Genomic DNA, 14950 nt, shown 5'->3' with positions numbered 1-14950 from the left:
GAGCTATTAGATGTGATGCGCACTTCAAATCACTCCAAATGTCGGATGAGCCAACAATGTAACGTTTGGGAGGTATCCAACCACACGATGGTCCCCTTCTTTCATATACGAAAAAGCCCCTACCTACACAGAAAAAGGCTGGGACTCCACGTGGGAACCCCAGCCTTCTTTATCGAATCAAAACTAATAGTCAAAATTAAAAAGCGGCAGTCCGCTTACTTGGCACCCTCCACCATGTGGTCCATAACCAATGCCAGGGCTGAAGCACCTACGAACATGACAGCTGCGATCGTGATAAATGTCATCATACTCATAACTTTTTCCTTTCTCTGTTTTTTTAATTTTCTAATCACCACCCCTTGTGGGCGGCCTTTCTTTTTTCCGCTTGCGCGGTGTTACTTGAATTACAATCTTCTTGTCTTTCGACGATGCAAAGGTACAAAAAGCGTGCTGTGTGCGCAAACAGTAGGCTAAAATCGTGTGTTTTTCCTATATTTAATTGACCCGCGTCAATTCGCTTGACGCATATCAACGCCCCCGTTTGACATAGGTCAAGCCTAAGTCGGCAGCATGTGCCTATATGTCGTTCCTTTACAAGGCACGTTTTCTCGCCATGGCAGAGCTTAAGTAAACTTAGCTCTGCTCATCTGGCTTAACGAAAACGTTCGGCGTGTGCCATCGGCCATTTTGGCACGCCACGGCGGCCCACCCCGTCCCCTACCATGCCACTGGCAGATGGAATAAAGAGGTGGAAAATCAAAAAAAAGTTTATTTCCTTTGCCGTTCGACCGATTTACACTATCTTTGTACTAATAAAGTTGCATCACAGCATAACACAGATTGCATTCGGCGCAGCACGCGCAAACGCCCATTGCGCCCTATGGCAAGACCTTGATAGAAATAAATGAAAAAGACCCTCTGCGACATTCTCAAAGTGGCGCTGTCGTTGATACTCGGCGGTGCCATTCTCTATTGGATGTATCGCGACTTCGATTTCCATCGCATGGAGCACGTGCTGTTCCACGAGATGAGCTGGACATGGATGCTGCTGTCGTTCCCATTCGGCATCATGGCGCAAGCCTTCCGTGGCTGGCGATGGCGGCAAACGCTGGAGCCCGTGGGCGAGAAGCCCCGCACCGCCGTGGCGATCAACTCCGTGTTTCTCTCGTATGCCGTAAGCCTGATCATACCGCGCATCGGCGAGTTTGCACGGTGCGGCGTGCTCAAACGATGGGACGGCGTGTCGTTTCCCAAGGCCCTGGGCACCGTGGTGACAGAGCGGGCCATCGACTCGACGCTCATCCTCGTGGTAACGGGCATCACGCTGCTCTGCCAATTCAGCATCTTCGACACCTTCTTCAAGAAGACGGGCACACGCGTCGACGAGATGCTGGCCAGCTTCTCCTCCACAGGATGGATGGTGACGGCCATCTGCGGCGTGGCGGTAATCATTCTGCTGTGGTATCTGCTGCGCAGCATGGCTATATATAATAAGGTGAAAGGAATATTCCTCGGACTGTGGCAAGGCGTGCTGTCGGTGCGCTACGTGAAGAACGTGCCGCTCTTCATCGGCCTCACGGCGGCCATCTGGCTGAGCTATTTCCTCCACTACTACCTCACGTTCTTCTGCTTCGACGCCACCTCCCACCTGGGAATGAGCAGCGCCCTGGTGACCTTCATCGTGGGATCGATAGCCGTGGTGGTGCCCACACCCAACGGAGCGGGGCCCTGGCACTTCGCCGTGAAGACCATGCTCATGCTCTATGGCGTGGGAGCCAACGACGCGCTCTTCTTCGTGCTCGTCGTGCACTCGGTGCAGACACTGCTGGTGGTGCTCCTCGGCGTTTACGCCTGGCTGGCGCTCTCGTTCACACGCAAGCGGTCGGCCATGGCGCCACACACAGCCTGATTCCATTAACTTTTAAAACATAATATTATGAGTGAAATCGCAAACCTGAAACCCGCCGCCATCTGGCGCAACTTCCATGCGCTGACACAGGTGCCACGTCCGTCAGGACATCTTGAGAAAGTACAGCAGTTCCTGCTCGACTGGGCCAAGGAGCACAACGTGGAGGCCTTCCAAGACCCCGCCGGCAACATCGTGATGCGCAAGCCCGCCACACCGGGCTACGAGGACCGCAAGGTGGTCTTGCTGCAGGCACACATGGACATGGTGCCGCAGAAAACGCCCGAGAGCACGCACAACTTCGAGACCGATCCCATCGAGACCTACATCGAGGACGGATGGGTGCATGCACGCGGCACTACGCTGGGCTCTGACGACGGCATCGGCGTGGCAGCCATCATGGGTGTGATGGAGAGCGCCGACCTGAAGCACGGACCCGTGGAGGCGCTCATCACGCGCGACGAGGAGACCGGCATGTACGGCGCCAACGAACTGCCGGAGGGCGAGTTGCACTCTGACATCCTCATGAACCTCGACTCGGAGCTCTGGGGCAAGTTTGTCATCGGCTCAGCCGGAGGCATCGACGTGACCTCATCACTCGAGTACAAGCCCGTGGCCAACAACCAGGAGAAGGCCGTGCGCGTCACGCTGAAAGGGCTGCGCGGCGGACACAGCGGACTGGAGATCAACGAGGGACGCGCCAACGCCAACAAGGAGATGGTGCGCCTGGTGCGCAAGGCCATCGCCGAGACGGGCGCACGCCTGGCCTCATGGCACGGCGGCAACATGCGCAACGCCATCCCCTTCAAGGCCGAAGTGGTCGTGGCCCTGCCCGCCGACCAGGTGGAAGCCCTGAAAGCTCTCGTGGACAAGCAGCGCGCCATCATCAAGGATGAGTATCGCGGCATCGAGAAGAACGTCGAGTTCTTTGTCGAGGAGGTGGAGAACCCCGCCGAACTGGTTCCGCAGGAGATACAGGACAACCTCGTGAACGCCATCTATGCCTGCCACAACGGCGTGGTGCGCATGATCCCGGCCTACCCCAACGTCGTGGAGACCTCTTCCAACCTCGCCATCATCGACATCGAGGCAGGAAAGGCCGTCATCAAGATCCTGGCACGCTCAAGCCGCGAGGACATGAAGGAGTATGTGGCCACCACGCTCGAGAGCTGCTTCGACATGGCCGGCATGAAGACCGAGCTCAGCGGCAGCTACGGCGGATGGGACCCCAACCCCGACAGCGAGATACTCAACCTCATGAGAAAGGTCTACAAGGACCAGACGGGCGAAGAGGCCATCGTACAGGCCGACCACGCCGGACTGGAGTGCTCGGTCATCCTGAGCAAGTATCCGGGCATGGACGTGGTGTCGTTTGGTCCCACACTGCTCTCGCCGCACACCACCACGGAGCGCTTCGAGATTGCCACCGCCGAGCCGTTCTGGAAGATGCTCATCGCCGTCCTGGAGCAGGCTCCGAAGAAGTAAACACACAAGCGGAGGTGCCACTTGCCATGGCAGCCTCCCCCTGTGTGACAAAACGGATAAAATAACCAAGGGCGCGCAAAAAACTCTATTTTTTGCGCGCCCTTTGGTTGTTTTTTTATAATTTTGCAGCCACAAAACCAATATCACAAAACAAATGGACGATTATCACGCGGACAATTTCAACCAATGACGTGAGGATCAGACGCAGACGCGGCTAATCCCCACAACATGTTTAATGACGGAGATTAGCTACAATGAAGACATATTGGAACATTGAAAAGACCCTGAAAGCCATTCCCGAATGGCAACCCAACTGCTGGATTCAAGTGACATGCCCCACCGACGAGGACCAGCGAGAACTCGAAGAGAAGTTCAACATACCCGATTATTTCCTCAGCGACATCAGCGATACCGATGAGCGCGCACGCTATGAGTACGACGACGGTTGGATGCTCATCATCCTGCGTATACCCTACGTCAAGGAGATACGGTCGCGCACGCCCTACACCACCGTGCCCCTCGGCATCATCCACAAGCGCGACGTAACCATCACGGTGTGCTTCTACGAAACCAACATGATGATCGACTTCGTGTCGTATCAGCAGAAACGCGGTGAGGGATTCACCGACTACGTTGACATGATCTTCCGTCTCTTTCTGTCGTCGGCCGTTTGGTACCTCAAACGGTTGAAGCAAATCAACGCGCTCATCGAGAAAGCCAAGCACAACCTCGACCACGAGGTGAACAACGAGAGCCTCATCGGACTATCAAGGCTGCAAGACTCGCTCACATTCTTCATCACCTCCATCAGGGGAAACGAGAACCTGCTGCAGAAACTGAAGTTCAAACTGCAGGTGGACGAGCTCGACGCAGACCTCATCGAAGACGTCAACATCGAGATGACGCAGGCGAGAGAAACCACCAGCATCTACTCAGACATCCTGGAGTCGACCATGGACACCTACTCGAGCATCATCAACAACAATATGAACACGGTGATGCGTACGCTCACCTCCGTCACCATCATCATGATGTCGGCAACGTTCATCGCATCACTTTATGGCATGAACGTAATCAACGGACTGGAAGAAAACTCATGGGGATTCGCCATTACGCTCGTCATGTCGTTCGCCGTCAGCGCCCTCTGCTGGGTGGTGCTGCGATACAAGCGGTTGCTGTGAGCCATCCTGCCTGAGCAAACCACACGCCTTTTTGTTACGACAACGGGGCGGTAGGTTCCTTGCGAGCTTACCGTCTCCACCTCTATTCACGCCACAAGCCACAAAAGACACGATGCGTCTTTTATGTCCATGCCTTACAGCAGAGGGTTGGGCACATGACATGCAACATGACACGCTGAAGGCTCGTGTTGCATATTCCCAGGCGTTACCCATTTACGACTCGATCATAAAAAAAGATCCCAATATGTTCAACTTAGTCAACCGTGCTTTCATCATACAAGCGCTCCATGGGAAAAATGCCTACAACAAAGCACTTGACGAGATATTGGCCATCAGACATAACCACAAGGATTCACCGGAAGTGGAACAATATTGGAGGAAGGCGGATTATGACTCTATAAAGTCACAATTGCATTTTGCACAATAAGCGGATCAGAAAAACTCCACGGATACCAAAACACCTTTCATACACTTAAAACATAAACCTATGGTAACAAAGACTATCAAGACACTCTTTTTCATGGTGTGCGCACTGTTGCTCACCTTGCTGCTGTGCAAGGCGAGAAACGACAGGCAACAGGAAGCCAAGCAAGAACGCTTTCAAGCCGGAATGCGTATTGACGCATTGATGCGCAACCGTGACTTCCTGCACCTATATCCATGCCTCGACTCCCTGCACCGGGTGTATCCGCAGGACCCGCAGTTCTACACTCTTGAGGGCATGGCACGCGACTATCAAGGCGACCGCGCACGGGCACGCAAGGCCTTTGCCAAAGCCATTGAACTCTACGATGTCCTCATCAGCACCAAGCACAACTGGGACGGCCGGGTCAGCCGAGCCTGCGTCATCCTGTTCAGGGATGGCAAGATGGCCTACCACCTGGCACTCGACGAGACCCTCACCCACGCTACCACACAAAAAGAGAAAGACGAGGTCAAGTTTTTCAGAGACATGGATTACGACAATCTCCTCAAGCAATCATTCGGTGAGCCCGTCAAGGCCAAGATAACCGAAGAAGAGTATTATTAGCCAGATGGCCCTTGCCTTCGCCCAGCGATGAAAGGGCAAGGACCACAAAAAGGGCCATGCAACGAAAAAAAAACATCGATTTGTTGCCATATCCGTTTTTTTTGTTTAAGTTTGCAAAAAATAATTTAAAACATTGGTCGCCACGCCCTTCAACGGCTATCGTTGCGCAAAGGGCATGGCACAGGAACCTGAGTCATAAACTTAAAACAGTGAAATGATGGACTCTCAAGAGAATGTTCTGCAGCAGGACAAGTTTGAAAACGAGCAGAAGACAGCGCAAGCAGCTTCTGAAGTGGAGAATGTGAGCACCGAAGAGGTGAAGGCGGAAGCAACGCCCAACGACAAGCCGGAGGCGAAAGCCGACAATGTGGCCAGCAACCAAGAGGTGGCTGAAGCCCAAACGGACGACGCTGAGGGCGCACCCAAGGAAGAGACATTCAAGAAAATCTACGCCAACAAGCAAGAGGTGCTGGCGCGTGCCAAGGAAATAGCCAGCAGCGAGGATGCTCCCAACAAAGACGAGGTGGAGCACCTGAAGTCGGCTTTCTACAGGTTCCACGTAGCAGAGCGCGAGCAGCAACAGAAAGATTACCTGGAGGCCGGAGGCGACCCCGAGAAGTATGTCGTGACACCCGATGAGGACGAAGACGACTTCAAGGCGCAGATGCAGGTCATCAGAGAGAAGCGCGCCAAGCTGTTCCAGCAGCAAGAGGCTGAGAAAGAGAGCAACCTCAAGCGAAAACTGGAAATCATCGAAAAGATAAAAACCATGGCTACCTCACCCGAGGAGGCCAACAAGTCATACAATGAGTTCAAGGCCCTGCAGCAGGAATGGAAAGACATCAAGGCCGTTCCCGCTGAGAAGGCCAACGAGGTGTGGCGCAACTACCAACTCTATGTGGAGCAGTTCTACGACTTGCTCAACCTCAACCGCGAGGCACGCGAGTACGACTTCAAGAAAAACTTGGAACTGAAGACCAAGCTTTGCGAAGAGGCTGAGCGCCTGGGCACTGAGGATGATGTGGTGAGCGCATTCCACCAGTTGCAGGAGCTGCACGTACAGTATCGCGAGATTGGCCCCGTTGCCAAGGAGCTTCGCGAGGAAATATGGAGCCGCTTCAAGGCCGCCAGCACCGTCATCAACAAGAAGCACCAGCAGCACTTTGAGCAGCTGAGAGCCCAGGAGGAAGAGAACCTGCAGAAAAAGACCGAGCTTTGCGAGCAGGTGGAAGCCATCGCCAAGGAGGAGAACAAGAACTCAAGCGACTGGGAGAACCACAGCAAGCAGATCATCGCTATCCAACAGCAGTGGAAGAGCATCGGATTCGCACCGCAGAAGATGAACGTGAAGATCTTCGAACGCTTCCGCGCCGCCTGCGATGAGTTCTTCACCAACAAGGCTGCACACTTCAAGGAGATGAAGCAGCGCTTTGCCGAGAACGCCGAGAAGAAGCGCGCCCTCGTGGCTCAGGCACAGGAGCTCGCCGACTCAACCGACTGGAAGGCTACCAGCGACAAGCTCGTGGCCCTGCAGAAGGAGTGGAAGACCATCGGAACAGTGCCCAAGAAATTGGGCGACAAGCTCTGGAGCGATTTCCTCACGGCCTGCAACCACTTCTTCGACGCACGCAAGGCCGCTCACGCCGGCACAAGAAGCGAGGAGAACGCCAACCTGGAGAAGAAGCGCAACGTCATAGAGCAGCTGAAGGCTATCGCCGAGGAAGCTACCGGCAATGTGCAGGAGAAGGTGCAGCAGCTCATCGAGGAATACAACGGCATCGGCCATGTGCCCTACAGGGAGAAGGACAAGGTGTACAAGGAGTTCCACGATGTGCTCGACAAGATCTACAAGGACTTGCACATTTCCACACAGCGCCGCCGCCTCGACAACTTCAAGAGCAACCTCAAGAGTGTGGCCAAGCGAGGAGAAGACGCCGTCGACAACGAGCGTTCACGCCTCATGCGCCGCTATGAGCAGCTCAAGCAAGAGGTGTCGACCTACGAGAACAACCTCGGATTCCTCAACATCGCCAGCAAGCGCGGCAACTCACTCGTCGACGAGATGAACCGCAAGGTGCAGAAGCTCAAGGACGAGGTGGAGCTGACACGCCAGAAGATCAAGGCCATCGACAACCAGAACAAGGAAGAGAAGACGGCCAACGAAGCTGCTGAAAACAAAGACTAAGCGGCACCCAAGCGCCTGAACGCTACGCCACGGCCCACAGCCGCCGAATCAATCGTAGCCACAACAATCACAGCCCTCTCCGTGCGAAAGACAACGCACGGAGAGGGCTGTTTGCTGATATAAGATGCAGGGGGGAAGAATCAAGAGAGCACAAATAATCCCCAATCGGTCATTAGACCAATTGGGGCTCAATTCTAATGGCCAATTGAAAGCAAGACCTAATGGCCGACGGAAATTAAACCATGGCCGATCGAGGGTAAACCTTGGCCAGCTGAAAGCAAGACCTGATGGCTGATGAGGAACTATTTCTCGAAGTGCTGATAGTCCTTTACCGTGCGCCAAGCGCCTCCCCAACGAAAGCCGTGGGCTACAAAGAGACGATAGGCCAGGTCGCCACGTGTAATCTTATAAGGGAAAGATGCCGTGCGATCGCAGTATTTGGCGGCATTCGACGGTTGGATCGTCACCTTGCCATTGCGATGCTTGCGATAATAAGGATTGTAAAGGGGGTTGATGTCAACCGCTGTCCCAAGGGCATGAGCCGATAGCTTACTCGACCCTTTCACCTCACGATAGCAGAAACAACTGGTGTTGTTGGCGCGCATCGACCGCTCATCGTCTGCCCCAAAGTCATCGATCAACCGCACACTTTGGATGGGATAGCGCTCATCATAGAGCCGACGGAAGATACGAAGCATGTCGGAAGCCACCTCTTTGTGGCACACCAACTCACCCATACGAATCCTACCGCCCGCATCGCGATGCAACAACCGTACATATCGCAAGCTCTCACGGCTCACGCGGCAGTGAGCAGGGTACGACTTGCCACGCATGCGGGCAAACACCTCATCGGGTATCGGTTCCACACGGAAGCACCGCTCCACACCTACCCTATCCACCTCCTGTGGGCTGACAACCGTCCCTGCACGCCACAAAAGACCTTTTCGGGGCGCACCAGAACCCTGGGCCTGACCCAAGCAAGGCCAAACCAACATGCCGACGAACAACAACGACAGCGCCACATACGCCAGTCGGACTATCCATTTTTCTCTTGATACCATAAGCGTTATAAAACAAAAAAACCAAACTGCCGTTGAAAGCAATTTGGTTTATTGTTGGGGTACACGGACTCGAACCATGAATGACAGGACCAGAATCTGTAGTGTTACCATTACACCATACCCCAAAGTTCCTTGCGTATTCATTTCTGAATTGCGAGTGCAAAGGTAGCGGGTTTTCTCGAAACCGCCAAAGGTTTCACCAACTTTTTTCGCAAAACCTATTATTTTTTCTCCTTTTTCAACAAAACACCCCAATTCGGGTCTTCACAGTTCGCATCCCATCATAGCCAACATATATAATAAGGTAGAAAGGCGCGAACCTTAAGGAATGCACTTAGTTCATAAAAAACATCAAATATGTATGTTTTTCCAAGGATATGTCAATGATTTGATGTAACTTTGTACCAACTATCTAAGATAATTATCACGACAATCGTATTATTAAGAACATTTTAATGACAGAGACAACAAATCTTGTAAACGCCATTATCAAAGGTATCCAAGAGAAGAAAGGACAAGACATCGTCATCGCCGACCTGAGCCACATCGACGGAGCCATCGCAAAGAGCTTCGTCATCTGCCAGGGTAACTCACCCTCACAGGTGGAGGCCATCGCCGAATCGATCAGCGAAGTGTGCCGAAAGGAACTGAAGGAGAAGCCCGTTGGAGTGAACGGACTCGGAGCCAACCAATGGGTGGCCATCGACTTCGTAGACGTCCTGGTGCATATCTTCGTTCCCGAACTGCGAACATTCTACGACTTGGAGAACCTTTGGGAAGACGCCAAACTGACCAGGTTGCCCAATATCGACTGATCGTTGGCACACCAACAGGCAAGTGCCGACCAAGCACACACATCAATAAGTAATCATGGAAAACAACAACCATCCCTTCCCCAACAAGGATAACCAACCCAAGATGCCCCGGTTCAACATGAACTGGCTATACATCTTCATTGCCGTGGCCCTGGCATTCTTGTTCTTCACGGGCGGCGGCGACTCCTTGGCCAAATCGGCAGGCGCCAGCAAGGATGCCTCTTACACCGACTTCAAGTCGTATGTGGAGAAAGGTTACGCCGACAACGTCATCATCAACAAGGACGAGAACACGCTCCAGATGTTCGTCAAGGCCAAATACATCCGCAACGTCTTCCAACAAACGGCCCAGCAGGTAGGATCAAGCCCCTTTGTCAAGGTGGAGTTTGGCTCGGTCGACGAGCTTGAGCGATACCTCGACACGCAACAGAAAAGCGGAAAGCTGAAGAGCTTCAGCTATAAGAACGAGAAGAGCGGCGACATGCTCAACCTCTTGGTCAATGTACTGTGGCTCCTGCCATTGATATTCTTCTTCTGGTATATGACACGCGGCATGCGTGGCGGAGGCGGCGGAGGCGGCATCTTCAACGTGGGGAAAAGCAAGGCCAAGCTCTACGACAAGGCTGGCGAGATGGGCATAACCTTTAAGGACGTAGCAGGCCAGGAGGGCGCCAAACAAGAGGTGCAGGAGATCGTCGACTTCCTCAAGAACCCACAGAAATACACCGAACTGGGCGGAAAGATTCCCAAGGGAGCGCTGCTCATTGGCCCTCCGGGAACCGGTAAGACCTTGCTTGCGAAAGCCGTGGCGGGCGAAGCGGGCGTGCCCTTCTTCTCCATGTCGGGTTCCGACTTCGTTGAGATGTTTGTCGGTGTGGGCGCATCGCGCGTCAGAGACGTATTCGCGCAGGCCAAGCAAAAGGCTCCGTGCATCATCTTCATCGACGAGATCGACGCCGTGGGACGCGCACGCTCCAAGAACCCCTCGATGGGTGGCAACGACGAACGCGAGAACACGCTCAACGCACTGCTCACCGAGATGGACGGATTCGGCACCAACTCGGGTGTCATCGTGCTTGCAGCCACCAACCGTGTCGACATGCTCGACAAGGCATTGCTGCGCGCCGGACGTTTCGACAGGCAGATCCACGTGGACCTGCCCGACCTGGCTGAGCGAAAGGCCATCTTCCAGGTGCACCTGAAACCGCTGAAGACCGACCACACGCTCGACATCGACTACCTGGCCCGACAGACGCCGGGATTCTCGGGCGCCGACATCGCCAACGTGTGTAACGAGGCTGCCCTCATCGCAGCTCGCCACAATAAGAGCACGGTAAGCAAGCAAGACTTCCTCGACGCCGTAGACCGCATCATCGGCGGACTCGAAAAGAAGACCAAGGTGATGACTGCCGAGGAAAAGCGTTCCATCGCCATCCATGAGGCCGGACACGCCACCATCAGCTGGTTCTGCCGCCACGCCAACCCGCTGATCAAGGTAACCATCGTGCCACGCGGACAGGCTTTAGGCGCCGCTTGGTACCTGCCCGAGGAGCGAGTGATCACCACCAAGGAGGAAATGCTCGACGAAATGTGCGCCCTGCTGGGTGGACGAGCCGCTGAGGATCTCTTTGTGGGACAGATCTCAACGGGTGCCATGAACGACCTGGAACGCGCCACCAAGAGCGCTTACGGCATGGTGGCATACGCAGGAATGAGCGAGAAATTGCCCAACATCTGCTATTACAACAATCAGGACTACCAGTTCCAGCGCCCCTATAGCGAAACAACGGCCAAGATCATGGACGATGAGGTGCTCAAGATGATCAATGAGGAGTATGCTCGCGCCAAGGACATCCTGAACCAGCACAAGGAGGGCCATCACCAACTGGCCGAACTGTTGTTCAGCAAGGAAGTGATCTACGCCGACGACGTGGAGAAGATCTTTGGCAAGCGCCCTTGGGCAAGCCGCTCGGAAGAGATCATCCAAGAGAATGAACGACTGGCCAAAGAGAAAGAAAAAGAAGACGAGCCTAAGTTGGAAGACATGCCCGACATCGTGAAGCAGGCGCAAGCCGAGCACGACGCTGCGCAAGCCGAGCAGAAACGCCTGACCAACGAACAGGGCAGCAACGACGAAACGCAAGATACCAACAAGGCATAAGCCCCCACAGGTGCCAAGCCATGGCCTTCGCAAGGGCATAAAAACACTGACAGACATGACAGAAAAACAAAAGAACCTGATTGTGAGATCCATCACAGGAGTGCTCTTCGTAGCCGTGATGGTAGCGGGATTTCTCAATCCCCGGGCAATGATCCTGCTCTTCACCCTCATCACCGGACTGACGATGTGGGAGTACACAGGACTGGTCAACGACAATGCTGCCTACGTGCAAGTGAACCGCTTCATATCGACCGTGGCCGGCGTTTACCTCTTCATCGCCGTGGCTGCATGGCGAACGGGAATCGTGAGCAACTTCATCGTCATGGTTCCTTATGTGCTGACCATAGTTTACCTGCTCATCAGCGAGCTCTACGCCAACACCAAGAACGCCATCAACGATTGGGCATACACCATGTTCGGACAAGTGTATATTGCCATGGGCTTCTCGCTCATCAACATTCTCGCCTTCGAGATGACTCCCGACGGCAGTGGCGTCAGCTACGACATGTTGCTGCCCCTGAGCGTCTTCGTCTTCCTTTGGGTGAACGATTCGGGCGCTTACTGTGCCGGCTCACTGCTGGGCAAGCACAAACTGTTCCCACGCATCTCACCGGGTAAGACATGGGAAGGCAGCATTGGCGGCGGCATACTGGTCATTATCGTGGCAGCCATCATTGGCTACCTGGCCAACAAAGGCACCGAGACCCACACGCTCAGCATGGTAGGCTGGATAGGTTTGGGACTGGTGGTCGTGGTGTTTGGAACTTGGGGCGACTTGGTGGAGAGCCTGTTTAAGCGCACATTGGGCGTAAAGGATAGCGGCAGTATCCTGCCCGGACACGGCGGCATGATGGACCGCTTCGACTCAAGCCTCATGGCCATACCCGCAGCTGTGGTTTATCTTTACACCATCACCATGCTGTAAGCGCAATCGCCACGTCCTATCATTGTTAAGCTATTATTTCCGAGGCGCAAGAAATCGGCCCGGAAATAATAGCTTAACTGTTTTGTTACCACACCCCCAAAACGGCCATTAGACCGAAATGGGGAAATTACCAAGATGTTCTGATTCTTTTCAACACTTGTCTGCGTTTCTCTTGAGCATCTTCACCATGATATGGGCAGCGTTGTCGGGCGCCACTTCCTTGCCCAGAGCGGCCCTTACAGCCTCATAATCGCGCATCATCTGTTGACGGCCCTGACGGCCAGGCAACAACTTGGCCAGTTCCCCGCGTATCTCATCCACCCGGAAACGGTTGGCAAACAACTCCTGCACAACCTCCCGATCAGCAATAAGATTGACCAGCGAGATAAACTTACATTGTATGATATGGTTGAAGGCGAAACGCATGAGGTGCGGTAGTGGCGTCTTGTAGCACACCACCTGCGGCACGCCGAAAAGAGCCGTCTCCAACGTAGCCGTGCCACTGGTGACCAGCGCTACCGTGGAATGAGCCAACAACTGATAGGTCTCACCAGTCACCATACGCACAGGCTGACCACCCACAAAGGGCTCATAATAATCGTGGTCGATGCCGGGCGCACCCGCCACCACCAGTTGGTAAGGCTCCATCGGCGCCTGCGCGCCTTGTCCAACATCGCCACTCTTCTCGGCCAGGGGTGCCGCCGCCCGAATCATCGAGGGCAGGTTGTCCTTGATTTCTTGTTTTCGGCTGCCCGCCAACAAGGCGATGATAGGTCGCTTGGGGTCGAGCTGATGACGCAAGCAAAACGCCTCACAACTCTCTTGGTACGACGCGCGAAAACCGTCGACCTCCTCCACAGTGGGGTTGCCTACGTAATGAATCTTGAAATGGTGCTTCCCCTCAAAGAACGGAACCTCGAAAGGCAGAATAGAGAACAACTCGTCAACATCGCGCTTGATGCGCTTGATGCGCCATTCCTTCCACGCCCATATCTTGGGCGATATGTAGTAATAAACCGGTATCCGCGTCTCGGCATGCACAAACTTCGCTATGTCGAGGTTGAATCCCGGATAATCCACGAGAATCACCACATCGGGGTTCCACTCCACGATGTCGCGCTTGCACATCGCCATGTTGCTAAAGATGGTGCGCAAGTGGAGCAACACCGGCACGAAGCCCATGTAAGCCAACTCCTTATAATGCTTCACACGGCATCCACCCTCCGCAGCCATCAGGTCGCCACCGAAGAAGCGAAACTCCGCTTGGCTGTCCTCGCGCTTCAGGGCGTGCATCAACCGGGAAGCATGGAGGTCGCCCGACGCCTCGCCAACTATCAGATAGTATCTCATGAATTATCTTTTTTCAAGAAAAATCGTAGTGTTTTATTCATAAATCTGCTTCAGGCCATCCATCGCATCATAGGCCGTCACATCAATCTGCGTGGGCGTGATGGCCACGTAGCCATTGTCGAGCGCCCACTGATCGGTGCCTTCCACACCCGGCTCATCGTTGCGATACTTGCCCACCACCCAATAATAATCATAGCCACGCGGATGGCGCTCCTTCACCGTCTCCTCAATCCAACTACCAAAAGTCATTCGGCACACTTTGATACCCTTAAACTTCTGGGCGGCGGGGAAGTTCACATTGAGGCAAACACCCTTGGGAAGCCCCTTTTGCAGCACGTCGCCAACAATGCGCTGAACATACGGACGTAAGGGCTCCAGGTTGGCGTTCTCATCGTAATAGCAACTCGAGAAGGCCACAGAAGGAATGTATTTCATGCAACCTTCCTTGGCCACGCCCATTGTTCCACTGTAATGATTATTCACAGACGAATTGTCTCCGTGATTGATGCCGCTGAGAATCAGCGTTGGGCGACGCTCCGCACACAATTGGTCGAGCGCAATCTTCACACAGTCGACAGGCGTTCCGGTGCACGAATAGACCGTTGTGTCGCCCATGTTGTGGCGAGGTTTCAGCCGCAAATAATCGACAGCCGAGAAGGCGCAGGAATAACCCGAGCGAGCGGCCTCAGGGGCACAAACCAGCACATCGGCCATGTCCTTGACAAACTCCACCAATTTGCGAATTCCAGGGGCGTGATATCCATCATCGTTCGATATCAGTATCAAAGGTCTTTTGTTTTCCATCTTTTCAAAAAGTTTTGCCTTGCAAAAGTACGAAAAAACCTTTAATT

The 14950-nt window shown here is 53.9% G+C and carries 11 protein-coding genes and 1 tRNA gene; 8 read left to right on the top strand and 4 right to left on the bottom strand.

From position 1 onward, the window contains the following. Positions 1–904: 904 nt before the first annotated feature. The 5 genes from WKK33_RS04620 to WKK33_RS04600 all read left to right on the top strand — a co-directional run bounded on the left by WKK33_RS04620 (position 905) and on the right by WKK33_RS04600 (position 7787). Positions 905–1909, top strand: coding sequence for a lysylphosphatidylglycerol synthase transmembrane domain-containing protein (locus WKK33_RS04620; RefSeq protein WP_337568712.1), 1005 nt, complete (start codon positions 905–907; stop codon positions 1907–1909). Positions 1910–1936: 27 nt separating this feature from the next. Then, entirely contained in the window at positions 1937–3391 is a 1455-nt protein-coding gene (locus tag WKK33_RS04615) for an aminoacyl-histidine dipeptidase (RefSeq protein WP_337932695.1), read from the top strand. A 254-nt stretch (positions 3392–3645) separates the two neighbouring features. Further along, the gene (locus WKK33_RS04610) at positions 3646–4572 is read left to right on the top strand and encodes a magnesium transporter CorA family protein (protein ID WP_215759417.1); all 927 of its coding nucleotides are present in this window, start codon (positions 3646–3648) and stop codon (positions 4570–4572) included. Between the two features lie 487 nt (positions 4573–5059). Next, positions 5060–5602 carry a hypothetical protein gene (locus WKK33_RS04605; RefSeq protein WP_337932693.1) on the top strand — a complete coding sequence of 181 codons (543 nt, stop codon included), beginning with the start codon at positions 5060–5062 and terminating at the stop codon, positions 5600–5602. A 214-nt stretch (positions 5603–5816) separates the two neighbouring features. After that, positions 5817–7787, top strand: coding sequence for a DUF349 domain-containing protein (locus WKK33_RS04600; protein ID WP_337469663.1), 1971 nt, complete (start codon positions 5817–5819; stop codon positions 7785–7787). Between the two features lie 302 nt (positions 7788–8089). Here the strand turns inward: WKK33_RS04600 and WKK33_RS04595 are convergent, their stop codons facing one another. Together WKK33_RS04595 and WKK33_RS04590 are read right to left on the bottom strand one after the other, a co-directional pair. Beyond that, positions 8090–8848, bottom strand: a complete 759-nt coding sequence (locus WKK33_RS04595; protein WP_337932691.1) for a M15 family metallopeptidase — start codon at positions 8846–8848, stop codon at positions 8090–8092. A 54-nt stretch (positions 8849–8902) separates the two neighbouring features. Further along, positions 8903–8973 (bottom strand) — tRNA-Gln (locus WKK33_RS04590). A gap of 330 nt (positions 8974–9303) precedes the next feature. Between WKK33_RS04590 and rsfS the strand changes: the two genes are divergently transcribed. From rsfS to WKK33_RS04575, 3 genes are read left to right on the top strand one after another with little or no spacing between them, the layout of a single operon-like run. Beyond that, on the top strand, positions 9304–9663 hold the full coding sequence (gene rsfS, locus WKK33_RS04585) for a ribosome silencing factor (protein WP_287769206.1): 360 nt from the start codon (positions 9304–9306) through the stop codon (positions 9661–9663). A gap of 55 nt (positions 9664–9718) precedes the next feature. Next, positions 9719–11824, top strand: a complete 2106-nt coding sequence (gene ftsH, locus WKK33_RS04580) for an ATP-dependent zinc metalloprotease FtsH (protein ID WP_337568703.1) — start codon at positions 9719–9721, stop codon at positions 11822–11824. A 55-nt stretch (positions 11825–11879) separates the two neighbouring features. Continuing rightward, positions 11880–12749 carry a phosphatidate cytidylyltransferase gene (locus WKK33_RS04575; protein WP_337932689.1) on the top strand — a complete coding sequence of 290 codons (870 nt, stop codon included), beginning with the start codon at positions 11880–11882 and terminating at the stop codon, positions 12747–12749. Positions 12750–12899: 150 nt separating this feature from the next. Here the strand turns inward: WKK33_RS04575 and lpxB are convergent, their stop codons facing one another. Beyond that, positions 12900–14099, bottom strand: coding sequence for a lipid-A-disaccharide synthase (gene lpxB / locus WKK33_RS04570; RefSeq protein WP_337932688.1), 1200 nt, complete (start codon positions 14097–14099; stop codon positions 12900–12902). Between the two features lie 33 nt (positions 14100–14132). Further along, entirely contained in the window at positions 14133–14903 is a 771-nt protein-coding gene (gene surE / locus WKK33_RS04565) for a 5'/3'-nucleotidase SurE (RefSeq protein WP_287769201.1), read from the bottom strand. Positions 14904–14950: the final 47 nt, after the last annotated feature.

Source organism: Hallella sp., from assembly GCF_037460745.1.
In the GTDB taxonomy this organism is placed as follows: domain Bacteria; phylum Bacteroidota; class Bacteroidia; order Bacteroidales; family Bacteroidaceae; genus Prevotella; species Prevotella faecis.
Note: the sequence above shows the minus strand (reverse complement) of the source record. Positions and strands in the feature narration are given on the sequence as shown.